Here is a 24,550-nt window from a genome sequence, read left to right as displayed (position 1 = left end):
ACTATAGAGATTGGCCCGGCGGTGCGCAGCGCGCCACGCGGCGTCCCTTCAGCGTCCCGGGATCGGCAGCCCGAGATTGCCGCGCAACGTGGCCGACTCGTACTCGCGGCGGAACAGGCCCCGGCGCTGCAGCTCGGGGATCAGGTGCTCGACGGTCAGCTCCAGGCCGTCGGGGAAGAAGTCGGCGTTGAGGTTGAAACCGTCGGCGGCCCCGGCCGAGAACCACTCCTCGATGGTGTCGGCGACCTGCTCGGGCGTGCCGACCACGCTGCGGTGCCCGGAGGGGTTGCGCTTGAGCAACTGGCGGACGGTCAGCCGCTCACGGCGGGCCAGCTCCAAGACGGCGGCGCGGAACCCCTGGCTGCCGCCGAAGGAGGAGACCGCCTCCACCTTCTCCCAGGGCAGTTCGGCGTCCAGCTTCAAATCCGCCGGGTCGAGCCCGATCGTGGCGGCCAGACCGACCAGCTCCTCTTCCTCCCCGGCCAGCTCATCCAGCCAGTCCTTGCGCTCGCGCGCCTCTTTCTCGGTGCTGCCGAGCACCGGGAACAGGCCGGGCAGGATCAAGATCTCCTCCGGACGCCGGCCGTGCCGGGCCGCCAGCGACCGCACCCGGCCGGCGAAGTCCTTGGCCGCCTCCAGGGTGTGGTTGACGGTGAAGACCGCATCGGCGTGCCGGGCGGCCAGCGCCACCCCCTGCGGGGAGCCGCCCGCCTGCAAGATCACCGGCCGGCCCTGCGGGGAGCGGGGCACGTTGAGCACCCCCTCCACCGTCACATGCCGGCCCCGGTAGGAGACCGGGTGGATCTTGGAGGTGTCGGCGAAACGCCCGGTGCGCTGGTCGGCGACCAGGGCGTCCTCCTCCCAGCCCTCCCACAGCGCCTTGACCGCCTCGACCGTCTCCTCGGCCCGCTCGTAGCGGACATCGTGGTCGGGCAGCGCCTCCAGGCCGAACAGCGCGGCGGTGGAGGCGGCGCGGGAGGCCACCACGTTCCAGGCGGCGCGCCCACCGGAGATGTGGTCCAACGAGGCGACGCGGCGGGCGATGTTGACCGGGTGGTTGAAGGTGGTCGAGATGGTGGCCACCAGCCCCACGTGCTCGGTGACGCGGGCGATGGCGGTCAGCGGGACGATCGGGTCCAGCGACTGCCAGGGCCGCGACACCCGCGGCGCGCCGTAGTCGTAGCCGTCGGAGAGGAAGACCGCATCCAGCTTGCCCCGCTCGGCGAGCCGGCCGATCGTCTCGAAGTACTCGGGCTTGAGGAAGCCCAGCGGGTCGGGCTGGACCCGCCAGGAGGCGGGGTGCCGCCCGCTGCTGTTGACGTTGATGTTCAGGTGCAGTTGCCTGGGGCTCATGGGATGTCACTCCCGTTCGGTTCCGGCAGATCGACAAGATCGGTGAGGCGCCGCAGCGGGGCGCCCAGACTCCATGGATCGGCCACCAGTCCTTCGGCCAGCCACTTGCCGAGCGAGTGGGGCTTCCAGCGGACGGCGTCGTGCAGCGTGTGCGTGCGGGCGTCCCGCCAGTAGCGGTCCAGGCCGAGCCCGGCGCGGGTGGAGCCGGCCCCGCCCACGTCGAACAGCCCCTGCGCAACCTGCAGCGCCGCCCGAGTGGAGACGATCTTGGCTTGCATCACCGCGTAGAAGGCGGCCGGCACCTTCGGCAGGGGCGAGGTGTCCGTCAGGCCGGTCAGCTCGACCGCCGCCGCCTCCACCATGCGCCGCGCCGTGGTCGCGGCCAGGTGCAGCTCGCCCAGCTCGGCCATGCCGAGCGCGTCCTCGGTGAAGCGGGCGGCCCCGCTGCCGCGCGCCCCGTGAACGCGGCGGGCCAAGGCGACCGCCTCCCCCGCCGCGCCCTCGGCGATGCCGGCGTCGATCGCGGCGTGCATGAGCTGGGCGTGCGCGGAGATCCGGTAGGCCAGGCGGGGGTCGTCCGGCCAGGGCAGCACGTCGAGGTCGGCGACGCGCACGTCCTGGAAGACCGCCGAGCCGGAGGCGGTGGTGCGCTGTCCAAAGCCGTCCCAGTCGTCGTTGATGGTCACGCCCTCGGCGTCGCGCGGCACCAGCACGGTGACCTGCTCCCCGGCCGGGGTGCGGGCCAGCACCGCCACCACATCGGCCAGCAGCGCGCCGGTGGCATAGACCTTGCGGCCGCTCAGCGACCAGCCGTCGGCGGTGCGGGTGAGGGTGGTGGCGGCCTCGCCGGGCCGGCGGTCGCCGGGCTCGGCGGCGGCGTTGCCGTAAAAACCGCCGCGGACCAGCAGGGGCAGGTGCCGCCTCCGCTGCTCCTCGGTGCCGGTCAGCACCACGCGATCGACGGTGTTGAAGTGGTTTTGCGGGATCTGGCCGAGGCTGCCGTCCACCGCCGCCAACCGCATGATCGCCTCGGCGACCGCGTCCGGGCCCAGGCCCAACCCGCCGTACTCGCGGGGGACGGTCAGCGCCCAGAACCCGATCCGGCCCAGTTCGGCCAGGTGTTCGGTGGCGTAGCGGCGCCGCCGGTCGCGGTCGTGCGCGCCTTCGGCGATGGCGTCCAGGACGGGCCCCAGCCGCTCCCAGAACGCGTCGGCTCGGTCACTCATACAACGGCTGGGCCTTCTGTGCGGTGTTGTAGCGGGGGTCGTAGGAGAGGGTGACGTCCACCTTCCGCTTGATGGCGTTGCCGGCGAAGAGCACGTCGGCGACCTTCTGCTCCCGCTTGATCAGCTCCTCGTCCAGCAGCCGGTAGCGGGCGGCGCGGGTGCCGGCCTCGAACTCGGCGCGCCGATCCGACAGCTTCAGCACGTCCTTGAGGGTCTGCTTGACGGTGGGCAGGTTGGCCTGGTGCCAGTCCCAGTAGCCCGCCAGCCGGGTGAAGAAGTCGCGCAGGTTGCGGTCCTTGACCGGGTCGGCGAGCACGTCGGCGCGGGCGGTCCACACGTGCAGCCCCGGCACGCCGGTGTCCTTCTCAGTCAGCAGGATCTTGGCCTTGCCCGAGTCCAGCGACTCCAGGATCGGCCCCGGCAGGCCGGAGTAGACCTCGGTCTGACCGGAGTTGAAGCCGGCGGCGGAGGTGTTGCCGTCGGCGAACTGGACGGGCTTGATGTCCTTTTCGGTGAGCCCGGCCTTGATCAGCGACGCCAGGTAGTGGGCGTGGTTGTAACCGCCGAAGTTGTAGGCCCACTTGCGGCCGCGCAGGTCCTTGAGGGAGTTGATGCCGGCGTCGGTGCGCACCGCGGTGACGATCTGGGGGTAGTCGGTGTCCAGGCCGGGCCGCCAGCCGGCGACGATCTTCAGCGGGGCGTTGCCGGCGGTCCACTCCTGGCGGGCGTTGGCCTGCTCGATGGTCAGGGAGGTGTCCCCCATGTGCCCGATGTCGATCTTCTTGCTGTAGAGCGCCGACAAGTTGGCGGCCGGACCGGTCAGCAGCGCCCACTCCACCTTGTAGGGGGCGCCCTTGAGCACCCCGGACTTTTCCACCAGGGTGGGGAAGCCGTTGTCCTGGAAGCCGACGACCAGGGTGCCGCCGTCGTCGGAATCGCCGCCTCCGCAAGCGGCCGGCGACACCGCCAGGACCGCCGATGCCAGTGCCGCGATGGTCTTCCGGAATTTCACGGTTGCTCGTTCTCCTCGCTATCGCCGGAGCGTTCCGGCAGGTGGGACAGCAGGCTCAGCACCTGCCGTTTGACGGTGTTGAAATCGGGCGCGGTGATATCGCGCGGCCGTTCCAGCCGGACGGGGATATCGCCGCGGATCCGGCCGCCGCCGAGCACCAGCACCCGGTCGGCCATGGCGACCGCTTCCTCGATGTCGTGGGTGACCAGCACCACCGCCGGGCGGTGCGTCCGCCACAGGCTGATCACCAGTTGCTGGGCGCGGGCCCGGGTGAAGGCGTCCAGCGCGCCGAAGGGCTCATCCAGCAGCAGCAGGTCCGGGGAGCGGAACAGGGCGCGGGCGAGCGCGACCCGCTGGGCCTCCCCGCCGGAGAGGGTCTTGGGCCAGTTGTCGGCCTTGGCCTCCAGCCCGACCTCGCGCAGCGACTCCAGCGCGCGGGCGCGGGCGCCCTTGGCGCGCCACTGGCCGAGCACCACGTTCTTCCAGACCCGCTGGGCGGCGATCAGCCGGGCGTCCTGGAAGACCACCGAGGTGCGCTCGGCCACTTGCAACGTTCCAGAGTCGGCGCGTTCCAGGCCACCCAGGATCCGCAGCAGCGTGGTCTTGCCGGTGCCGGAGCGGCCGACCAGCGCCAGGAACTCCCCGCGCCGCAGGTCCAGGTCGAAGTCACGCAGGATCTGCTGCTCGCCGAACCGTTTGTTCAGGCCGCGGATGCGCACCGCCAGGCGGGCGTCTTCGCGGAGCGGGCCGGGGGCGATGTCACTTACCGTCATGGGTGAGCCTCCACGGCAGCAGTGCCTTCTCCAGCAGCCGCATCAGCACGTCCACGACGATCCCCAGCGCCGCGTAGACGAGGATTCCGGCGATGATGATGTCGGTGCGCTGGTTCTGGTTGGCGTTGTTGAGGATGTAGCCGATGCCGCTGACGGTGTTGATCTGCTCGGCCGCCACCAGCGCCAGCAGCGCGGTGCCGGCCGCATAGCGCAGCCCGACCAGGATCTGCGGCATCGCCAGCGGGACGACGATCAGCCCGATCACCTGGCGGCGGCTCAGCTCGAAGGTCTGCGCCAGCTCGATCAGCCGCCGGTCGATGCCGCGGATGCCGTGGTAGGTGTTCAGGTAGACGGGGAAGATCGAGGCGCCGACGATCAGCGCGATCTTGGATTCCTCGCCGATGCCGAACCACACGATGAACAGCGGCACCATGGCGATGAACGGGATGGTGCGCAGCATCTGCAACGGCGCGTCGTACAGCCGTTCGGCGGCCGCCCACAGCCCGGCCGCCACGCCCAGCAGCAGCCCGGTGCCGCCGCCGATGGCCAGCCCGATCCCGGCCCGCTGCAGCGAGACCGGCAGCGCGGCCTGCAGCTCGCCGGTGCGCAGCAGCTCGGCGTAGGCATCGACGATGACCAGCGGGCCGGGCAGCACCTGGGGGTCCACCCAGCCCAGGGAGGCGACCAGTTGCCAGGCGGCCAGCAGCGCCACCGGCACCAGGGCGCGGACGGCCAGGTCGAGGGCGCGGCCGCGGCGCCGGGGGCGGGCGCTGCGCCGCTGGGCCGGATGCCACCGCAGGGTGCGGACCGGCAGCGGCCGGGCCTTAGCCGCGTCGTCCACCACCGTCATGACGTCCACCGCCGGAAGATGCCTTCGAAGTCGAACAGCGGGTCGCCGGCGGTCTGCTCCAGCAGCGACAGCTCCCAGGCGAAGTACTCGCGGTACCAGGCGTCGCGTTCGGGGCCGAAGTCCGGCGGGCCGACCTGGTCTTGGACGCCGGCGGCGAGCACCGGGTCGGCGGTGGTCAACGGTTCGGCCACCGCTTCCACGCCGCCGTGCAGCACCGCCGCGCGCACCCCGCGCCCGCTCAGGTCGGCGGCGATGTGGGAGGGGTCGAAGGTGGCGTCGCCGACCAGGAGGAACGTTCCATCGGGGGTCTCGGCGGCCAGCCGGTCCAGCGTCTCCCGGCGGGCGTGCACCGACCCGGCGATGTGCCCGGCCAGGTAGGCCGCGCTGGAGCGCAGGTCGTACACCCGGTGGGCACCGCGGTCGGCGGCGAAACGCGCCCAGGGGATCTGCTCGGCGTCCGCGGCCGGCAGCGGCGGCGCGGGGACGGCGGTGATCTCGGTGTCGGGCGTCGTCACCGAGATCGGGCCGTCGTGCAGGTAGCGGAGCCAGCGGGCGGTGCCGGCGGCCCGGATCCGGTCGGGGCCGTCGATCAGGACGACGTGGGCGCCGCGCACCACCAGGTGGTCGTCGGTGTTCTGGAGGAGTACGCCGCCGGGGACTGAGACGCTGCCCGGCAGGTGCCCGGCGGCGTACTCCTCGGCGGAACGCACATCCAGCAGGTAGACGGTCACCGACGCCTCGCCCAGCAGCGCGTTCAGCTCGGCGGAGCCCAATGACGGCACGGCCAGCTCGCGCAGGGTGCGCTCGGCCCACGCCCGGCCGGCGGCGGGCGCTTGGGCGGGGGCGGGCAGGTGCTCGCCCTCGCCCTTGGCCAGTTCGTAGCCGGCCTCCTGCCAGGCGGGGGTGCCGTTGCGCAGCGAGTAGACGGGGTTGTCCAGCCCGAGGTCGATCAGGGACTGGGCGCCCACGATGCCGCGCGTGCGGCCCTGGCAGTTGACCACGACGCGGGTGCTCGGGCTGCGGACGGCCGCGCTGATGCGGTAGACGGCCTCGACGCCGCCGCCGGTGTACAGGCCGCCGGGGATGTGGTGGTGGCGGTACTCGGCGAGGGTGCGGCTGTCCACGATCACCACGTCCTCGCCGGACTCCTGCCACTTGCGCACCGTGGTCGCATCGACGGTGGGGGTGCCGAAGCGGCGTTCGATCCACTCGCCGAGCGTCTTGCTGCGCACGTTGGTGCCGGTGTAGACGCGGCCGCCGGCCCGGCGCCAGGCGGCGATCCCACCGTCGAGCACCCGCACGTCGCGGTAGCCGAGCCGCTGCAGGATCTGCGCGCCCCGCGCGTCCAGCTCCGGCTCGGACGCCAGCACGATCGGGGTGTCGCGGTGCGGCACGGCCCGCCCGATGCGGGGTTCGAGCTCCTGGTAGGGGATGTTGGACGTGGCGGCGATGTGGCCGTCCTTGTCGCGCCGCAGCGGGGAGCGCAGGTCGAGGAAGGCGATCTGGGTCGTCTCGTCCTCGATCAGGGCGCGCAGATCCGCCGCGGATATCCGCGTGGGCATGGTGATCCACCTCGTGGTTCGTGACCGCTCGGGGGCGAAGGCCCCGTGCGGCGGGAGGTTCGTGTCGGGGCCGTAACGGGACCGCGCGCACGTCGCAGACGAATCACGGCGCCGAGGCGGGATTTCACGATTGATTCGTGCGAAAACTCGGCCTGATCAGCCGTTACGGCATAACCCGAGAATATTGGTAGGAAAAATAGGATGCAAGGTGATGAAGATGACAGACGGGCACCCGGGCGCCGGTGGCGACCCGGGTGCCCGTCGTCCGGCGGGCGTACCGGTGCAACGCCCGCCGGGGTCCCCGCGGGCTCAGGCGGCCTTGACGGGAGCGGTGTAGTCGGTCGCGTCGTCGCCTTCCACCACGTAGCTCTGCCGGCCGTCCAGCCCGGTCACCGGCCCGCCGGCGACGGTGATGCGGTGCAGCAGGCGGGGCCGGTCGTCATAGTCGTCGGGGGCGTAGTGCTGGGTGATCCGGTTGTCGAACACCACCAGGTCGCCGACGTTCCAGCGGACGCGCACGATGTTCTCCGGGCGGGTCACATACGACTGCAGGATGCGCAGGATGTCGCGGGACTCGGTGCCCGACAGCCCGACGATCCGCTGGGCGAAGCCGCCGATGAACAAGGTCCGCTCCCCCGTCTCCGGGTGCTCGCGGACGACCGGGTGCGCGGTCTGGTAGACCTTCGAGGTGAAGACCCGCCGGTACTCGGCGCTCTTGGCGGGCGTGGCGTAGTCGTAGGCGTTGCTATGCACCGCCCACAGACGGTCGGCCAGCTCCCGCAGCGGCTCGGGCAGGTCGCGGTAGGCCGCGGCGGCGTTGGCGATCAGGGTGTCGCCCCCGTACGGGGGGAGTTTGATGGCGCGCAGCGTGCTGATCTTGGGCGGGGTGCGCACGAAGGTCACGTCGGTGTGCCAGACGTTGGCGCGGTGCCCGGTGTCGGCGTCCACCGCCAGCACCTCCGGCAGCCCCTCGGCGGACGGCACCGTGGGGTGCGCCCGGGTCAGCGCGCCGAAGCGGGCGGCGAAGTCGCGATGCCCGGCCTCGTCCAGCCCGGCGTCGCGGAAGATCAGCGCCTTGTGCTCCAGCAGCAGCCTGTTGATCTCCTCGGTGGGAAACGCGTCGGGGTCGGTGAGGTCGGCGCCGATGATCTCGGCGCCGATCCGGCCGCCGATCCGGACGACCTTCGGCATGGCGTTCCTCCTTTGTCGGGTGGGGTGTGGGGACGGTCAGGAGGTCTGGGGGCGGAAGCGGCCGAAGCGGCCGCGGTGGTAGAGCAGCGGCTGGTCGGGCTCGCGGATGTGGGCCTCGGTCACCAGCCCCACGACCAGGACGTGATCGCCGATGTCGGCGGTGGTGTAGGGGCTGCACAGCAGGTGGGCGCACACGCCCTCCAGCAGCGGGGTGCCGTCGGGGGCCGGGTGCCAGCGGGTGGGGGCGGCGAAGCGGTCGATGCCGCGGTGGGCGAAGCGGGCGGCCAGGTCGGCCTGGGCGTCGGAGAGGATGTTGATCGCAAAGCGGTCGGCGGCGCGCAGCGACGGCCAGGTGGTGGAGGTGCGGGCGATGCAGAAGGACACCAGCGGCGGGTCCAGGCTGACCGAGGTGAAGGAGGTGGCGGTCAGCCCGGCCGGCACGCCGCCGGGGGCCGCGGTGACCACCACGACCCCGGCGGCGTGCAGGGCCAGGGTCCGGCGGAACCGGTCGGCATCGATCGTCTGGTCGGGCAGCAGTTCGGTCATCGCCGCTTGTCCTTTCCGGGCTCTGCCGTCGTGGGGGGCCGGTGCCGGGCGCCTTCGCCGGCCTGCTCGCGGCCCGGTCGTCCCGGGCCGCGGGCCTGCGGCGGGCGCGCAGGCCGCGGCCCCGGCGCGCGGCCGGCAGGTCGCAGAAGGCTCGTCCACCATTATTCCTATAATTCCTACTTAATTACTATGAAATTCGCGGGCGACCTCGCCTGCCGATGCCGTCCCGCCTGCGCCGCCGGGACGGGAGCGCGCCGTCAGATGGCGCCGTGCCGCGGAGGCAGCGTGCCGTTGAGCGCGTAGCGGCCGATGTGCTGGATCTTCCAGCGGACCGGGTCGTGGAGGGTGTGGGTGCGCGCGTTGCGCCAGTGCCGGTGCAGGTTGTGCTCCTCCAGGCTGGAGCGGGTGCCCGACAGCTCGAACAGCGCGTTGGAGATCTCCACGCTGGCCCGGTCGGCGACCGCCTTGGCGGTGGCCACCGCGATCGAGGCGGCGGCGGCGCTCTCGTCGGTGAGATCATGCCTGGCACGTTCCACCGCCCGGCCGGCCTCGGCCAGCAGCGCCCGCGCCGACCGCTCGGCGATCACCAGCTCCCCGAACCGCTGGATGAGCAGCGGGTCTTCGGCGGCCTTGCCGCACCCGCTGTCCGGCCAGGGCCGGGCCTTGGTGCGGATGAACTCGGCCGCATCGCGCAGCGCGCCCCCGGCGATGCCCACGTCGATGGCCGCGTGCAGCAGCTGCGCGTAGGCGCCGTGGACCTGCGGCCCGGTGAAGGTCAGGTGGTGGGGCACCACGCGCTCGGCCGGCACCCAGACGTTCCGCAGCCGCACCGTGCCGCTGGCGGTCAGCCGCTGCCCCATGCCCGTCCAGTCGTCGACGACCTCCAGCCCGGGGGCGCCGCGGGGCACGTAGGCCACGTGCAGCCGGTCGCCCTGGCCCGGCACCTCCAGCTGGGCCAGCACCGGGACCCAGTGCGCGAACAGCGCGCCGGTGCAGTAGTGCTTGTCCCCGTTCAGCAGGTAGCCGCCGTTGCCGTCGGGGACGAGCCGGGTGCGGTACTCCTGGGCGTGCCGGGTGCCGGCCTCGGACTGGGCGTTGCCGAAACGCTTGCCGGCCAGCGCCTCGCCGAAGAAGTAGCGCCGCTGCTCCTCGCTGCCCTGCTGGGTCAGCACGCGCAGGTAGACCACGTGGCTGTGGGGGATCTGGGCGATGTTGGGGTCGGCCTCGGCCAGCAGGCGGTAGACCTCGGCGAGGGTGTCGGCGCGCACGTCGGCTCCGCCGTAGCGGCGCGGCACGGTGATCGCCAGCAGCCCGCTCTCCGACAGCCGGTCCAGCTCGGCCCGCGGCAGCAGGCGCCGGGCGTCGCGCTCGGCGGCGCCGGGCGCGAACTCGGCGGCCAGCCGCGCGGCGATCTCGAGGGCTTCCTCATCGGTGCGGATCACATGGGCACGACCGGCGGAGGCCGCCGGGGCCTCCAGAGCCTGGTCGAAAGTGGTCATCTCGCCCCCTGGGAACGAAACCGGGATATACATGGTAACTCTACCTGTTTACTAGGAATTTGCCCAGGGGGTGCGCCCGGCGAAACCTGCGAAACCGGGATCTTTGATGCGGCGGTGACCGGTGTTGCGCCGCAATGGGACATAAGGAAGCGTCCGGCCCGGCCGCAGCGCGGCCGGGCCGGACGGTCGGGGGGTCGCGGCGGACGGTCAGGCCCGCTCGCCCGAGGCCGGGACCTTGACCTCGGCCTCGGCGACCGCGTCGGCGATCGCGCTCCAGAACTCCAGGTCGCCCTCCTCCTCCAGGCGGGAGATCTGGCTCCAGAACTCCCGGTCCTCGGCCTCGGCGGCCACCGCCGCGCTGACCAGGGGCATCGCCACGGTCTCGCGGTCGGCGGCGGCCAGGTCCGCGGGGGTGACGTCGGCGGGCAGCGCCACCGGGGTGCGGTGGTGGCGTCCGCGCTTGCGGACCCGGATCGGCGAGGAGGTCGGCAGCCGCAGCCCCTCCAGGCGCAGCGAGCCGGGGATCCGCAGTTCCGGCAGCTTGACGACGGCCGACTTGCCCACCGCCAGCGCCACGCTGCCGGCGAGGGCGATCGTCAGCAGGTCGGTGAGCCCCGGCAGGTGCTGCTCCTGCGGCGGGTTCTCCCGCTCGCGGGGGGCGACGCCCTGGGTGGCGGCGACGGCGGTCGCCCCGCCGCCGAGCGAGTCGACCTTGGGCGCGGGGGCGGCGTGCTTGGGCACGTACTTTTCCGGCGGGGCGCCGGAGGAGGTCACCGACTCGACCGACTTGCCCTTGACCTTGACCTTGGAGGGGTAGCCGTAGCCGACGATGGTGTCGGGGGTGCGCACCTTGCGCTTGAGGTGGACGCCGTCGGCGTTGCCCTCGATGGTGTGGATGCGGTTCCCCTCGACCTTCTCCACGATGCCCACGTGGTCGATGGCGTCCAGGCTCTTGGACCCGCCCCAGTCGAAGAAGACGATGGCGCCGGGCTGAGGGTCGGTGCCCCAGGCGCCCTGCTGCTTGAACCACGCGGCGTGGAAGGGGGTGTAGGCGAACTGGCCCGCCCACTCGGCGACGCCGGCCTTGTGGGCGGCCCAGGCCAGGAACATGTCGCACCAGGCCGCGGTGGCGAAGTAGGGGCTTTTGTCGACGTTCTTGCCGTACCAGTCGCCGTACTTGGTGTAGCCGCCCGATTCCTCTCGGTATCCCAGTTCGGCTTTGGCGACCTCAAGGATCTTTTCCCCGATGGGATCCATGCGTTATCTCCTCTGGGACCGCCTACCGGGTTAGCTGACGGGTTCGGGCCAGGAGCCGCCCTACCGCACGCGGCGGATTCACCCCAGAAGCAGTGGGTCCCCGGCTCCCGCGGCGCGGGGGCGCGCCGCCGGGACTCGGCGTCCGGCCCGCACTCCCCGGGCGGGGAGTTAGGTAACGGACCGATATCAGGGAAAAGTACTGACCCTTAAAGGATCGGGCAAGTCATCCCAGAGTGACGCAAAGTAAAAATCCCGAACGTAGTCAAACCGTCACAACCAGCCTTCAAGAGCCCCGCAAGCAGGCAAAACGCCCGGCGCTGCGAGCGTTCACCCCGCTTTGCCGTCCCGGCCGGACGGACGCTCCGCAACACCTCCGGCGGCCCCGGCCGCCCGTTCGGTACGCGCGTGCAGAGCGCGCTCCAGGGCCCGCAGCGCGGGGACGGCCCGCAGGATCGCCTCCACCTGGTGAGGGGCCAGGTCGCCGAGCGCCTCCTCCAGCATGCGCGCCCGCGCGTCTTCGATGCGGCGGGCGTTCTCCACGGCCCGGTCGGTGGGCAGGACGCGGCCGCTGCGCCGGTCCGCCGGGTCGACCTGGCGGCTGACCAGGCCCAATTCGGCCAAGTGCCGCAGGGCGGCGCTGATGTTGCTGGGCTTCATCTGCATCGCGGCGGCCAGCCGGCCGGGGCTCAGGCCGGGCTGGTGGACGATCAGCCGCAGCAGGTCGGCCTCCGAGGGCGGCAGCGGGGCGATCCCGGCCTGCCGGGGACCGGTGCGCAGCAGAAGGCGGTTGAGGTCGCGCAGGACCGGGGCCAGCTCACGGAGCTCGGAGGAGCGGTGCATTGCCCCATGATAATTTGTTTATGCATATATAAGTAAATTCCCGTCACCCGAGGAACGCATGTTCAAAAACCCCGCCGTCCCTTCCCGGCCCGGCGTGTCCGGGCTGCTGCTGGTGGTCCTGGCCCTGCTGAACACGGTGGCGCCGTTCGCCACCGACATGTACCTGCCGGCCTTCACCGACATGGCCGACGACCTGGGCGCCGGCGCCTCCAGCGTCCAGCTCACGCTCACCGCCTTCCTGATCGGGCTGGCCGTCGGGCAGCTGACCATCGGCCCGCTGTCGGACCGCTTCGGCCGCCGCGTCCCGCTGCTGATCGCCACCTGCGCGGCCACCGCCGCCGCCGTGGTGTGCGCGCTGTCCCCCAACGTGTGGGTGCTGGTGGCGGCGCGGTTCGTCCAGGGCTTCGCCGGGGCGGCGGGCATCGTCATCGGGCGCGCGGTGGCCGCCGACCGCACCGGAGGCCAGGCGGCGGCCAAGGTGTTCTCGCTGCTGACCAGCATCAGCGGCATCGCCCCCGTGGTCGCCCCGCTGGCCGGCGGCCTGCTGGTGCCCGCCGGCTGGCGCATGGAGTTCTGGGCGCTGACGGGCATCTCGGCGCTGATGCTGCTGGGCGCCCTGCTGGTGGTCCCCGAGTCGCTGCCACCGGAGCGGCGGCACCGGGGAGGCCTGGCCGCCGCCGGCCGGACGATGCGGCACCTGCTGGCCGACCGCGGCTACCTCGGCTACATCCTCACCTTCGGGCTGGGCTTCACCGGGCTGATGGGCTACATCTCCGCCTCGCCCTTCGTGATCAAGAACGTGCTGGGGCTGTCCACCTCCGCCTACTCGGCGGACTTCGCCGTCAACGCGCTGGGCATGGTGACCGCCGGGCTGATCAACGCCCGGCTGATCGGGCGTTTCACCCCGCAAGGGCTGCTGGGTTTCGGCCAGGGCGCCGTGCTGACCGGCTCGGCCGTCCTGCTGGCGATGCTGGCCGCCGGAGCGCCCGCCGCCGCGGTGCTGCCGGTGCTGTTCCTGACGGTGAGCTGCGTTGCGTTCGTCATGGGCAACTCGGCGGCGCTGGCGCTGGGACGCGCCCGGCACGCCTCGGGCACCGGCGCCGCCATGATGGGCGCCCTGCAGTTCGCCTGCGGCGCCCTGGTCTCCCCCTTGGTGGGGCTGGGCGGGGAGGAGACCGGCGTCCCCATGGGCATCGCCCTGGTGACCGCCGCCGTCCTGGGCATCGGCGCCCACCTGCTGGCCCGCACCGTCCCGGCCTCCCGCTCCGCGGCCCCGGAACCGCGGGAAGGGGAAGGGCCGCGCGCCGAACCGGCGCAGCAGACGACGGGACGCTGAGGGGACCGTCGGCGTTCCGGCTCCGGGGGAGCACAGCGGGAAGCGGGGCGCCGCCCGCGCCTGCCGGGCGGCGCCCCGCTCGTTCACCGAGCCTGCCGCAGCACGGCGTTTCCGCAGGCCGGGACGGGGGCGCCGCCGCGACCTGCCAGGTCACGACCTCAGATTCCGCCGTGGCTCCCGTCCCGGACCGCCGTGATCACGTGCCGGAAGGGCTCAGCGGTCCGGACGTCTGCTCCGCCCCGGTGCCCGGCCCGGCCGGTCCCCTCAGCGGGCCGGGCACCGGACGCACTGCGGAGGCTCACGACGCCGGGGTGGCGTAGAGGGTCTGGTCGAAGACGCCGGAGTTCGCGACCTTCTCGCCCTTGACGGTGCCGTAGCCGCTGGCCGTGCCGGTCGCCGGGCAGAGCGCATTGCTGCCCGACAGCCGGGCGAGGGTGGCGTTCTGCATCTTGGCCTGGGCCTCGTTGACCGAGGTGTCGGGGCGGTTGGGGTTGGTGGGGTTGTACAGGTCGAAGGTGAGGGAGGTGATGCTGGAGTTCAAGCCGTAGTAGCAGGTGAACGTGCCGAGGATGGGGAGGCTGATGGTGGCCTTGACCCGCAGGTCGGTGTCGGTGAAGGTGAGGGCGCCGTCCCGGCCGTTGGGGCCCGGGGAGTAGTTCACCACCGCGTCGTCGTAGGGCAGCTGCTCGAAGGAAACGCTGGCCGTGCCGATGCTGCTGGTACACCCGGAGACGGAGGCCGAGTTCAGGCTGACGTCGAGGCCGTCGTAGGTGAGCGTCCCGCTCAAGTTGGCGTTGCTGCACTCGGCCGTGATGGAGCCGAAGATGGAGAAGCTGGCGCTCACGGTCAGCGGGGAGAGGTTGGTGAACCGGAAGTTGCCGGAGTAGGGGTTCCCGTCGTCGCGGCGGATGGTGACGGTGGGCTCCACGGCGGAGGCGCTGGTGGCCATCAGCCCCAGCGCGGTGGCGGCGGCGAGGACGGGGGTGGCGATTCTCGCCAAGGTCTTCATGGGGGTGCTCCTGAATAGATCAGTGGGGTGGGAAGCACCGGCACACCTGTGAGCGACGGCGGGGTGATCACCGGTCCGGGCCGCCGTGTCGTGGCCGGGTGCGGACTACTCGCCCCGGCCTGGCGGGACGGGGCAAGTAACCCGTTGCTGATGGAGATAACTCCACCGCTCACCCCGAGTCAATCCGCCCTTTATGTCCCACTTAGGACACAAATGGGCGATTAAAGCGGGCGTCGGGGTGCCGCTCGTTGCCTCCCGCCCCACCGGCTCCCCCCGTCCGGCAGGCACCCCGCACCGCACCGTTCCACGTCGTCACAGACGACATGAGCCGGCACAGGAGAGTCGCCGCGCAATGCCCGTCCGTCGCGGAGATAAGGTCGCCGGTCGCCGCGCCGGGAAGCACCTGGCCCGCCCAAGGGCGGCATGGCCGGCCCAGAGACGCTCGGCGCCGCGGCCGGCCTCGGCGGCGGACCGGCCGCGGCCGGTCATCGAGCGGTGCGGAGCGGGTCAGGGAGTGAAGTAGAGGGTCTGGCCGAAGACGCCGGAGCCCCCGAGCCCTTTGAGGGTGCCGTAGCCGTCCAGCACAGCGGTCGATGAGCAGAACAGGGAGCTGCCCGGCTGCCGGGCAAGGGGAGCGTTGTCGATCTCGGCTTGAGCCTCGGGGACCGAGGGATCGGGACGGTTGGGGTTGTCGGGGTTGTACAGGTTGACGGTGAGTGAAGGGATGCTGCCGTTCAGGCCGTAGCCACAGGTGCCCACGCCGCTGAGGGAGAACCGGATCCGCAATCCGGGATCGGTGAGGATGAGAACGCCGTCTCTGCCTCCGGGGAGCGGGTCGTACCGCAGGGTCGCCTGGGTGTAGGGCAGGCCTTCGAAACCGATGGAGTGCACGTTGCCGATATCGCTGGTGCAGTTGCCGAAGGAGACAGCGCTCAGGACGAAGTTGGAGCCGTCGGACCCCACATTCCCGTTCAGGCCGATGGAATCGCACTGCACGACGGCATTCATGCCGAGGATCTGCAGATTCAGAGTCATCGGGACGAGACTGTCGAAGCGGAAGCCGCCGGAGTAGGGACTCCCGCCGGCGTCGTCCCGCCGGATGGTGATGGTGGAGGCGGCGGCGCCGGTGGCCGACAGGCTCAGCGCGGTGACGACGGCGAGGATGGCGGCGGCGATTCTCGCCAAGGTCTTCATGGGGCGCTCCTGTGGTTCCGGGGGCGGGAAGCACCGGCGCACCTGTGGGCAGCGGCGGGGTGATCACCGGTCCGGGCCGCCGTGCGGTGGCCGGGACGGGCCGCTCACCCCGGCCTGGCGGGACGGGGCTCGTAACCCGTTACCGATGAATAACTCCACCCTTTTCCCAAGGCAATAAGCCTTAAATGTCCTATTGAGGACACGAATAGGCGATTAACACGGGCGTCGGGGCTCATCACCTTCTGTCCTGCCGGTCCCCGGCGTTCGCCAGGTATCCCGTGCCGCATCGTGCTGTGTCGTTCCGGACGGCGCGTTCTGCCACGCGAGCGGCGCCGTCCTGGAAACGCCCGCCCATCAGAGGGCGCGGCGGGTTCACCGGTCAGCGCGCCGGAAAGTACCGGGCCGCCCAAGCGGTCAGTTCGGCGCGGGCGGCGGCCAACTGGGCGGCGGTGACGGGCGGGCCGGTCGCGGCGTTGACGACCAGCATCACGTGGACCGCACCGCCGCCGCCGTGGTCGACCAGCAGGCGGCGGGCGGAGGAGGAACCCGGCTCGGGAGCGATGCGGACCGGGCCGGAGGACGACAGGCCGCGGCGGGCGGTCAGATCGCCGACGACGACCGTGCGCCCGGGGGTGAACGAGCCGGGCAGGTGCAGTTCGGTCGGCGCCTGCGGCGCGGCGGCGGGGGCGCGCCAGACCAGCACGCCGAACTGGCGGCCGTGGACCAGGGCCGCCACGTTGGGCATGGCGGCCGGGGCCGCCAGCCATGCGGCCTGGCTCCCCCGCCCGGCGAAGCCGGAGCGGGCCAGGTCCTCGTAGGCGAACGCCAGGATGTCGCCGGCCACCGCGCTCGGATAGAGGCGGTCCAGGACGCGCCGGTCGAGCCGGAGCCTCACCCGGCCGGTCTCGTCGGTGCGCACCACCGAGAAGTCCTCATCGTTCCAGGCGTCGCCTTCGGTCTGGACCTTGCGGGGGTTGCCGTTCATCGGCTCGTGGTGGCGTCCGCTGTAGATGTCCCAGTGCCAGTGGGTGGCCGACAGCACGGTGCCGCCGGAGGCGGCCCGCCGCCACCAGTCGGCGCCGCGGACGCCGTGGTCCGCCCCCTGGTACATCGCGCGCACCATCCACGGGGTGCGGTCGCTGCCGAACCCGGACATGCGGTTGCCGAACTCAGAAAGGAACGGGGCGGTGGCCAGGGTGCGCGCCCGGTCGCGGATCTCGTTCATGGCCGCGGCATAAGCGCCGTCCCCGGCGGGGCGGGGGTCGATGGTCATGCGGGCGCCGTCGTAGAAGTGGCTGTTGAACACGTAGCGGGCGCCCAGTTTCCCGACCGCCGACAGGCCGCCCTGTTCGAAGAAGCCGACGTTCCAGAACGGCAGCGGCTCCACGAAGATGGGCTTGGCGTCCCAGCCGGCCGCGTCCATCGCGGCGCGCATCCGCCGGTAGAACGGCAGCAGGTACTCCCGTTCCCAGTCGGCGCCGCGGACGTCGTCCAGGCCGCCGTCGAAGGGCTCGTTGAAGGGGTCCAGGCCGAGGATCGATCGGAACTCCCCGGCGGTCAGCCTCCGCTTGAGGTGGGCCATGGCCGCGGTCGCCTGCTCGACGAAGGCGTCCTGGACGCGGACCGGCCCCACGGCGGTCGGCATCGCCCGGTTGTGCCAAAAGTCGCGGGCGGCCCGGCGCACCGCCTGGTTGGTCAGCATGTTCTGGCCCCAGACGATGCACAGGCCGCAGAACTCCTTGGGATAGCCGCCGCCCTCGACCGCCCACCTGGGGGCGCCGTCCCCGGTGTACCAGCTGCCGGCGTGGAACAGGTGCGCCGAGTACAGGTCCTGGTGATAGTCGAGCAGGACGTAAAAGCCGCGGGAGATGAAAGCGCGGATCTGCTCGGCCGCCCGGTCCAGGTAGGCGTGATCGATGCGGCCGGGGGCCGGCTGCACGCCCTCCCAGGTGATCAGGAAGCGGATCGCGTTGGCGCCGGTGAGGTCCCGCATGGCCTGCGCCGAGCGGGCCGCGTCCGCCGCGTCGCGGAACGGCAGCAGGCCGGTCTCCCGCAGCTTGGCGCTGCCGGAGACGTTGAAGCCCCGCAGCACCACCTCACGGCCCGTCCGGTCGCGGAACACCCACTCCCCCGCCTTGGGGGCGACCGACAGGGCCTGCCGCTGGGCGGCGGGCGGCGCGGCCGCGTTCGCCGGCGGCGGCGCGCCGAGCAGGGACGCGGCGAGCAGAAGCGGCATGGCGAGGGCCGCCGACGAGCGCACGGGCGATCTCATGAGCGTTTCGCCCCTTCCGGCCTGAGCGGGATGGGCCCTCACTGTGAGAAGAGAGGGCGCCCCCGGCAAGATCCCGTCCCGCCCTCCGGGACCGGCGGCGCGGCTACAGGGCGCGCCCGGAGCGGATCAGGGCCCACACCAGGCAGACCAGGGCGGCGGTGGACAGCACCGAGCGCACGACGTTCCAGCGCACCCACCTGCCTTCGAACTCGGCGCGCACCGCGGCCGGATCGGCCAGGCCCCCGGCGTCGCCGGCGGCGGCGAGGGCGTCGTTGAGCGGCACGTTGACGGTGAACGTGATCACCAGCACCGCCGCGTACAGCGCGAAGGCCGCGACCAGCCAGGGCAGCACGGCCCGGTGGTCCCCGCCCAGGTGGACGCCCACGGCCAGGCCGGTGAAGACGATCGCACCGGCGAACACCAGCGCGAACCAGCCGTTGAGGATGGCGGTGTTGATGCGCTGCATGGCGTCGATGAACACGCGGTCGCCGGTCCGGGCGAGGCCGGGCATGACGGCGTAGGAGAAGCTCGTGAACAGGCCCGCCGCAAGACCCATCGTGGTCGCGGCCGCCACCAGCGAAAAGATCTGGAGCACTTTCATGCTCTCAGTGAAGTTCCGCATAGGTGAGACGATCCATAGGTGAAAAGCTCGATCTCATACGCGAGCGTCTAGGCTCGCGGCATGGATGCTCTGGCGAGCCTGCTGGACGGGCCGAGGGCACGGGGCGCCTTCCTGCTGAAGGCCGTCCTGGATCCCCCGTGGGCGATGCGGGTGCAGGACCGGGCGCCGCTGACCCTGGTGGCGATGCTGCGCGGGGAGGCCTGGGCGATCCCGCAGGCGGGGGAACCGGTCAGGGCCGGCGCCGGGGAGGTGATGATCATCCGCGGCCCGGACCCGTACGTGGTCGCCGACGACCCGGCCACACCGCCCGGCATCGTCATCCACCCCGGCGGGCGCTGCAGCGACCCCACCGGGCGCGACCTGCACGATGAGCTGACGCTGGGCGTGCGGACCTGGGGCAACGCCCCCGACGGCGCGCACCGGATGCTGGTGGGGACGTACCGGATGAGCGGCGAGATCGGTGCCCGGCTGCTGGCGGCGCTGCCGCCGCTGCTGACGGTGGAGCCGGAATCGCCGCTGGTGGCGCTGCTCGAGCAGGAGATGACCCGCGACGAGCCGGGCCAGGAGGTCATGCTGGACCGGCTGCTGGACCTGCTGCTGATCACGTCGCTGCGGGCCTGGTTCACCCGCCGCCGCGACGCCGCCCCGGCCTGGTACCGGGCGCTCGCCGACCCGGTGGTGGGACGGGCGCTGCGGATGATGCACCAGGACCCGGCGCGGCCGTGGACGGTGGCCGCGCTGGCGGGCCGGACCGGGGTGTCCCGGGCCGCGCTGGCCCGCCGCTTCACCGAACTGGTCGGCGAGCCGCCGATGGCCTACCTGACCGGCTGGCGGCTGGCGCTGGCCGCCGACCTGCTGCGGGAGCCGGAGGCCACGGTGGCCTCGGTGGCGCGGCGGGTGGGCTACGGCAGCCCGTTCGCCTTCAGCGCCGCCTTCAAGCGGGTGCGCGGGGTCAGCCCGCGGCAGTACCGGGCGATGGTCACCGGATCCCGGGACGGGGAGCACTCCCCTGCGCCCGCCACAGATCGCGACACGGCGGCCGACTCACCTGAAGGGTGACACTGGGCCTTCCACCCGATCACTCTTCGTGACACCCTCGCATACATGCCCCCCGCTTCAGCCCCCAGCGCGGCGGCCCTGGCGATCGCCTTGACGATCGGCTCGGGCTCCGGCGCCGCCCCCGCCGACGACCCCGGGTGCAGCGCTCCGCCCACCCACCGGATCGCCCAGGTGCAGGGCCCCGGAGACGCCACCCCGCTGTCAGGGCGCATCGTGCGGGTCGAAGGCGTCGTCACCGGGGACTTCCAGCGCGACGACCAGCTCGGCGGGTTCTTCCTGCAGGACCCCTCCCCCGACGATGACCCGGCCACCTCCGAAGGATTGTTCGCCTACGCCGGGCCCGGCGTGCGGGACGTGCGGGTCGGCGACCGGGTCCTGGTCACCGGACGGGCCGTGGAGTTCAACGGCCTGACCGAGCTGTCCCCGGTCACCGCCGTGGACGTGTGCGGCACCGGGACGGTGGAACCGGTCCGCTACCGCCTGCCCCGGCCGGAGGGCGTCACGTTCGAGCCGGTGGAGAACATGCTGGTGACCTTCCCCCAGGAGCTCACCGCCACCGAGCACTACCGGCTCGGCCGGTACGGGGAGCTGACGGTCTCGGCCGGGGGACGGCTGTTCCAGCCCACCGACCGCCCCGGCGTCTCCCCAGAACGCAACGACCGGCGGCGGCTGCTCATCGACGACGGCTCCACCGTGCAGAACCCCGCCACCATCCCGTTCACCGAGCCGCACGTGGTCCGGCTCGGCGACACGGTGCGCGGCCTGACCGGCGTGCTCGGTTATGGCTTCGGCGCCTACCGGCTGCACCCCACCGAACCGGCGGTCTTCCGGCGCGCCAATCCGCGCCCGGCCGCACCCGGGCCGGTGGGACCCGCCACCGTCAAGGTCGCCTCGTTCAACACCCTCAACTGGTTCACCACGGTGGGCGGCCGCGGCGCCACCACCCCGCTGGAGCGGGAGCGCCAGCTCGCCAAGCTGGTCGCCGCGCTCAAGGGCATGGACGCCGACGTGGTCGGCCTGATGGAGGTGGAGAACAACGGCGATGCCGCCGTCAAGGCGCTGGTCGACCGGCTGAACGCGGCCGTGGGCGCGGGCGCCTACTCCTGGATCCGCCATCCCGGTCCGGGCGGGGACGCCATCCACGTCGCACTGATCTACCGGCCGGGCCGGGTGCGGCCGGTGGGACCGGCCCGCACCGCGGCCGATGCGGTCTTCGAGCGGCCCCCGCTGGCGCAGACCTTCCGGCACGCGGGCGGCGGCACGCCGTTCACCGTGATCGTCGGCCACCTCAAGTCCAAGCGCTGCGACGGCGCCAGCGGGCCGGACGCCGACCAGGGCGACGGGCAGGGCTGCTACAACGCCCGGCGCGTCCGGCAAGCCCGGGCGCTGGCGGAGCTGGCCGCCGCGGTGCCGCACCCGCTGGTGATCGGCGACCTGAACTCCTACGGGCGGGAAGACCCGATCAAGACGCTGGCGGCATCCGGGCTGGCCGGCCAGACCGAGCGGTTCGTCCCGGCCGGGCGCCGCTACAGCCACGTCTTCGACGGCCAGGCCGGCGAACTGGACCATGTGCTGGCCCCGCCGGCCCTGGCGCGGTGGATCACCGGTGTCACCATCTGGCACATCAACGCCGACGAGCCGCCCATCGTGGACTACAACACCGAGGACAACCCGCCGCGCCTGTACCGTCCGGACGCCTATCGCTCCTCCGACCACGACCCGGTGATCGTCGGGCTGCGGCCGCCCAGCACGCCGCAACGCCGCTGAGCCGCCCGTCCGCCCGCAAGCAGGAGTAGCGTGGACGGTATGCCCGATGCGACCCAGGTGAGCTCTTTCTGGCTGGCGGGACGGCCGGCGACCGGGGACGGCCGGATCGTCGTGACCCACCCCTATGACGGCCGGGTGGTCGGCGCCGCGGCGGTGCCGACCCAGGCGCAGGTGGAGGAGGCGGTGGCGGCCGCGCACGCGGTGCGGGCGCAGGCCGCGGCGCTGCCGCTGCACGTGCGGGCCGAGGCGCTGGCGCACGTGGCGCGGCGGCTGGGCGAGCGGGCCGAGGAGCTGGCCCGCCTGATCACCGCCGAGAACGGCAAGCCGCTGATGTGGGCGCGGGCCGAGGTGGCGCGGGCGACCTCGACGTTCCGGTTCGCCGCCGAGGAGGCCCGCCGCTGGAGCGGGCACGTGCAGCGGCTGGACACCGACCCCGGCGCGGTGGGGCGGATGGCCTACATCTCCCGGGTGCCGCGCGGGCCGGTGCTGGCGATCACCCCGTTCAACTTCCCGCTCAACCTGGTGGCGCACAAGGTCGCCCCGGCGGTGGCGGTGGGCGCCCCGGTGGTGGTCAAACCGGCGCCCAAGACCCCGCTGTCGGCGCTGGCGCTGGGGGAGATCCTGGCCGAGACCGAGCTGCCGGAGGGCATGTTCTCGGTGCTGCCGGTGCCGAATGAGCGGGCCGCGGCGCTGGTGGACGACCCGCGGCTGCCGGTGGTGTCCTTCACCGGGTCCGGGCCGGTGGGCTGGGCGATCCGCGAGCAGGCGCCGCGCAAGCACGTGACGCTGGAGCTGGGCGGCAACGCCGCGGCCGTGGTGTGCGCCGACGCCGACCTGGACCACGCCGCCGCCCGCGTCGGGCTGTTCGCCAACTACCAGGCCGGGCAGAGCTGCATCGCGGTGCAGCGGGTGCTGGTGGAGCGCGCGGTGTACGAGGAGTTCGTCCCCCGCCTGATCGAGACGGTCGAGGGCCTGGTCACCGGCGACCCGTGGCAGGAGACCACCCAGGTCGGGCCGCTGATCAGCGAGGAGGCCGCGCAGCGGGTGCAGGACTGGGTGGAGCGGGCCGTCCGCGGCGGGGCCAAGGTGCTGGCCGGCGGCGTCCGCGACGGCGCCACGTTCGCGCCGACCGTGCTGGCCGAGGTGCCCGATGCGGCCGAGGTGTGGTGCGAGGAGGTCTTCGGCCCGGTGCTGGCGCTGCGGCCCTTCGACACCCTGGAGGAGGCGTTCGCGCTGGTCAACGCCTCCCGGTACGGGCTGCAGGCCGGGGTGTTCACCCGCTCGCTGCAGGTGGCCTTCCGGGCGAACCGGGAGCTGGAGGTGGGCGGTGTGATCATCGGGGACGTGCCGTCCTACCGGGCCGACCAGATGCCCTATGGCGGGGTCAAGGAGTCGGGGGTGGGCCGCGAAGGGCTGCGCTCGGCGATGGAGGACCTCACCTACGAGAAGGTTCTGGTGTTGACGGGGCTGGATCTCTGAGCGGCAGCCGCAGGATCAGCAGCGCCCCGCCCTGCTCGCTCTCGTCGGCGACCAGGCTGCCGCCGTGGGCGACCGCGATGTCCCGGGAGATCGCCAGCCCCAGCCCGCTGCCCTGGGTGTCGCGGCGGCGGCCCTCGGGCAGGCGCTGGAAGCGCTGGAAGACCCGCTCGCGGTCCTCCGGGGGGATGCCCTCGCCGTCGTCGGCGACCTCCAGCACGGCCTCGTCGCCGTCCCGGTAGACGTTGAGGCGGATCTCGGATTCGGCGTGACGTTCGGCGTTGTCGAGCAGGTTGGTCAGCACCCGCACCAGCTGGGTGCGGCTGCCGTTGATGATCAGCGGGCGGGCCACGTCGCGGACCTGGACGTGCACCGGCACCCGGCGGGGCCGGTCGGTGGCCTCGGCGCGGGCCAGCGCGCCCAGGTCCACCGGTTCCCGCTCGGCGCGGATCCCGGCCTCCAGCTTGGCGATGGTCAGCACGTCGGCGACCACCTTCTGCAGCCGGTCGGCGTCGTCCAGCGCCGCCCGCGCCACCGCCGGCCAGTCCTCGTCCTCGGGGTGCACCAGCGCCACCTCCAGCTGGGTGCGCAGCGCGGTCAGCGGGCTGCGCAGCTCGTGGGAGACGTCGGCGACGAAGCGGCGCTGGGCCTCGACGAACTTCTGCAGCCGGTCCAGGGTGACGTTGATGGCCTTGGCCAGTTCGGCGACCTCATCATCGGTGTCGGGGACGGTCACCCGCCGGTTCATCGCCCCGCCGGTGATCTGTGACAGCTCGCGGCGCATCAGCGCGAACGGGGCCAGCGCGTGGCCGACCGAGGCCCAGACGATCCACCACACCAGCACCAGCACCACCGGGATCATCACCGACACGAAGATCCCGAACGTCTGCGCGGCCTTCTCCATGTCCTGTATTGGGCCGGCGGCCAGCAGGTAGCGGACGCCGTCGGGGGCGTCGAGGCGCTGCGCGGCCAGGAAGACCGGGCTCTCCTGCCCCGGCACCTCGGTGATCCGGTATGCCACCTGCCCGCTGCGTTCAGGGCGCAGGTCGTCCATCGGCGGACGGCCCTCCAGGTCCCGGCCGGCGGCGATCACCCGGCCCTGGGCGTCGACCACCTGGAGCAGGTAGAAGGGGGGCACCTGGGTGCGCACCGCGCCGGCCATACCGGAGCGCTCGATGTCCTGGGCCATCCGCTGGACCGCCATGGCGCCGCGTTCTTCCAGGTCCCGCAGTGCCATGGAGTGCATCACCTGGAAGAGGGCCAGTACCCCCACGGTGATGATCAGACCTACGATCGCCGTGGCGATGAAGGTAAGCCGCCACTGGACCGACCGTCGAGAGGCCCGTCGCCGCCGCTCGCCTTTCGCCACCTGTCGTCCGTCCCCTCGCCGATGACCATGTCGCCTAGCGGGGGGTTCAGAAGGTTGGAGATTACAAAGGATCAGCGGGACTGGTTGTAACCGAGGCATTGCCCGGTGAAACCTGCGATCATGAATCAGGGACCGAAGATCTCCGCTCTTTAGGACAAAACGCCCCAAATCCCTGGGTGTGCGGCTGCCGGGCCGGTCCCTCGACACACGTCTGTGCGGACGGAACCTCCCACCCCTGGGGCTCCGTCCGCACAGGCGGTGATCCACCGTGCCGCTGTCGGCCGTTCGCCCTCGCCCGTCGAGGAGGATCCCGTACGACGGCGAACCCGGCCGGTCC

General features: G+C 72.4%; 20 protein-coding genes and 1 riboswitch. Of the genes, 4 read left to right on the top strand and 16 right to left on the bottom strand.

Annotated features, from left to right (window positions below):
• Positions 1-48: 48 nt before the first annotated feature.
• The 11 genes from BUE48_RS06830 to BUE48_RS06780 all read right to left on the bottom strand — a co-directional run bounded on the left by BUE48_RS06830 (position 49) and on the right by BUE48_RS06780 (position 12,109).
• A complete protein-coding gene (locus tag BUE48_RS06830) occupies positions 49-1,353 on the bottom strand; it encodes an LLM class flavin-dependent oxidoreductase (RefSeq protein ID WP_012851744.1) in 1,305 nt (434 codons plus the stop codon).
• Positions 1,350-2,579 (bottom strand): acyl-CoA dehydrogenase family protein, encoded by a 1,230-nt coding sequence (locus tag BUE48_RS06825; RefSeq protein ID WP_012851743.1) that lies wholly within the window; start codon positions 2,577-2,579, stop codon positions 1,350-1,352. The genes BUE48_RS06830 and BUE48_RS06825 overlap by 4 nt, the downstream gene beginning before the upstream one ends.
• Positions 2,572-3,591, bottom strand: coding sequence for an ABC transporter substrate-binding protein (locus tag BUE48_RS06820; protein ID WP_012851742.1), 1,020 nt, complete (start codon positions 3,589-3,591; stop codon positions 2,572-2,574). Before BUE48_RS06820 ends, BUE48_RS06825 begins: the two co-directional genes overlap by 8 nt.
• Entirely contained in the window at positions 3,588-4,364 is a 777-nt protein-coding gene (locus BUE48_RS06815) for an ABC transporter ATP-binding protein (RefSeq protein ID WP_012851741.1), read from the bottom strand. The genes BUE48_RS06820 and BUE48_RS06815 overlap by 4 nt, the downstream gene beginning before the upstream one ends.
• Entirely contained in the window at positions 4,351-5,214 is an 864-nt protein-coding gene (locus BUE48_RS06810; protein ID WP_012851740.1) for an ABC transporter permease, read from the bottom strand. The genes BUE48_RS06815 and BUE48_RS06810 overlap by 14 nt, the downstream gene beginning before the upstream one ends.
• Positions 5,211-6,776 carry a rhodanese-like domain-containing protein gene (locus tag BUE48_RS06805; protein WP_286989369.1) on the bottom strand — a complete coding sequence of 522 codons (1,566 nt, stop codon included), beginning with the start codon at positions 6,774-6,776 and terminating at the stop codon, positions 5,211-5,213. The genes BUE48_RS06810 and BUE48_RS06805 overlap by 4 nt, the downstream gene beginning before the upstream one ends.
• Positions 6,777-7,085: 309 nt before the next feature.
• Entirely contained in the window at positions 7,086-7,967 is an 882-nt protein-coding gene (locus tag BUE48_RS06800; RefSeq protein ID WP_012851738.1) for a TauD/TfdA dioxygenase family protein, read from the bottom strand.
• Between the two features lie 36 nt (positions 7,968-8,003).
• Positions 8,004-8,513, bottom strand: coding sequence for a flavin reductase family protein (locus tag BUE48_RS06795; RefSeq protein WP_012851737.1), 510 nt, complete (start codon positions 8,511-8,513; stop codon positions 8,004-8,006).
• A gap of 257 nt (positions 8,514-8,770) precedes the next feature.
• Positions 8,771-10,012: an SfnB family sulfur acquisition oxidoreductase gene (locus BUE48_RS06790; RefSeq protein ID WP_012851736.1), complete on the bottom strand. Its 1,242-nt coding sequence runs from the start codon at positions 10,010-10,012 to the stop codon at positions 8,771-8,773.
• Positions 10,013-10,219: 207 nt separating this feature from the next.
• Positions 10,220-11,269 carry a CHAP domain-containing protein gene (locus tag BUE48_RS06785; RefSeq protein ID WP_286989366.1) on the bottom strand — a complete coding sequence of 350 codons (1,050 nt, stop codon included), beginning with the start codon at positions 11,267-11,269 and terminating at the stop codon, positions 10,220-10,222.
• Between the two features lie 3 nt (positions 11,270-11,272).
• Positions 11,273-11,394: riboswitch (cyclic di-AMP (ydaO/yuaA leader) on the bottom strand.
• A 202-nt stretch (positions 11,395-11,596) separates the two neighbouring features.
• The gene (locus BUE48_RS06780; protein WP_012851734.1) at positions 11,597-12,109 is read right to left on the bottom strand and encodes a MarR family winged helix-turn-helix transcriptional regulator; all 513 of its coding nucleotides are present in this window, start codon (positions 12,107-12,109) and stop codon (positions 11,597-11,599) included.
• Between the two features lie 58 nt (positions 12,110-12,167).
• Here BUE48_RS06780 and BUE48_RS06775 point away from each other — a divergent pair, with 58 nt between their 5' ends.
• Positions 12,168-13,445 (top strand): multidrug effflux MFS transporter, encoded by a 1,278-nt coding sequence (locus BUE48_RS06775; RefSeq protein WP_286989365.1) that lies wholly within the window; start codon positions 12,168-12,170, stop codon positions 13,443-13,445.
• Between the two features lie 298 nt (positions 13,446-13,743).
• Here BUE48_RS06775 and BUE48_RS06770 read toward each other — a convergent pair whose 3' ends face one another.
• The 4 genes from BUE48_RS06770 to BUE48_RS06755 form a co-directional block, all read right to left on the bottom strand.
• Positions 13,744-14,454, bottom strand: coding sequence for a hypothetical protein (locus BUE48_RS06770; RefSeq protein ID WP_012851732.1), 711 nt, complete (start codon positions 14,452-14,454; stop codon positions 13,744-13,746).
• A gap of 507 nt (positions 14,455-14,961) precedes the next feature.
• A complete protein-coding gene (locus tag BUE48_RS06765) occupies positions 14,962-15,648 on the bottom strand; it encodes a hypothetical protein (protein WP_012851731.1) in 687 nt (228 codons plus the stop codon).
• Between the two features lie 379 nt (positions 15,649-16,027).
• Entirely contained in the window at positions 16,028-17,920 is a 1,893-nt protein-coding gene (locus tag BUE48_RS06760; RefSeq protein WP_286989363.1) for a cellulase family glycosylhydrolase, read from the bottom strand.
• A 103-nt stretch (positions 17,921-18,023) separates the two neighbouring features.
• Positions 18,024-18,521 carry an anthrone oxygenase family protein gene (locus tag BUE48_RS06755; protein WP_286989361.1) on the bottom strand — a complete coding sequence of 166 codons (498 nt, stop codon included), beginning with the start codon at positions 18,519-18,521 and terminating at the stop codon, positions 18,024-18,026.
• An 81-nt stretch (positions 18,522-18,602) separates the two neighbouring features.
• On the opposite strand from BUE48_RS06755, the gene BUE48_RS06750 reads away from it, so the two are divergent.
• From BUE48_RS06750 to BUE48_RS06740, 3 genes are read left to right on the top strand one after another with little or no spacing between them, the layout of a single operon-like run.
• Positions 18,603-19,601, top strand: coding sequence for an AraC family transcriptional regulator (locus BUE48_RS06750; protein ID WP_286989360.1), 999 nt, complete (start codon positions 18,603-18,605; stop codon positions 19,599-19,601).
• 45 nt (positions 19,602-19,646) lie between these two features.
• Entirely contained in the window at positions 19,647-21,368 is a 1,722-nt protein-coding gene (locus BUE48_RS06745; RefSeq protein WP_286989358.1) for an ExeM/NucH family extracellular endonuclease, read from the top strand.
• Positions 21,369-21,407: 39 nt separating this feature from the next.
• Positions 21,408-22,847, top strand: a complete 1,440-nt coding sequence (locus tag BUE48_RS06740) for an aldehyde dehydrogenase family protein (protein WP_041439363.1) — start codon at positions 21,408-21,410, stop codon at positions 22,845-22,847.
• Here the strand turns inward: BUE48_RS06740 and BUE48_RS06735 are convergent.
• Entirely contained in the window at positions 22,804-24,117 is a 1,314-nt protein-coding gene (locus BUE48_RS06735; RefSeq protein ID WP_286989355.1) for a sensor histidine kinase, read from the bottom strand. The genes BUE48_RS06740 and BUE48_RS06735 overlap by 44 nt on opposite strands.
• Positions 24,118-24,550 lie beyond the last annotated feature (433 nt).

It is taken from the genome of Thermomonospora sp. CIF 1, assembly GCF_001896795.1.
Lineage (GTDB): Bacteria > Actinomycetota > Actinomycetes > Streptosporangiales > Streptosporangiaceae > Thermomonospora > Thermomonospora curvata.
Note: the sequence above shows the minus strand (reverse complement) of the source record. Positions and strands in the feature narration are given on the sequence as shown.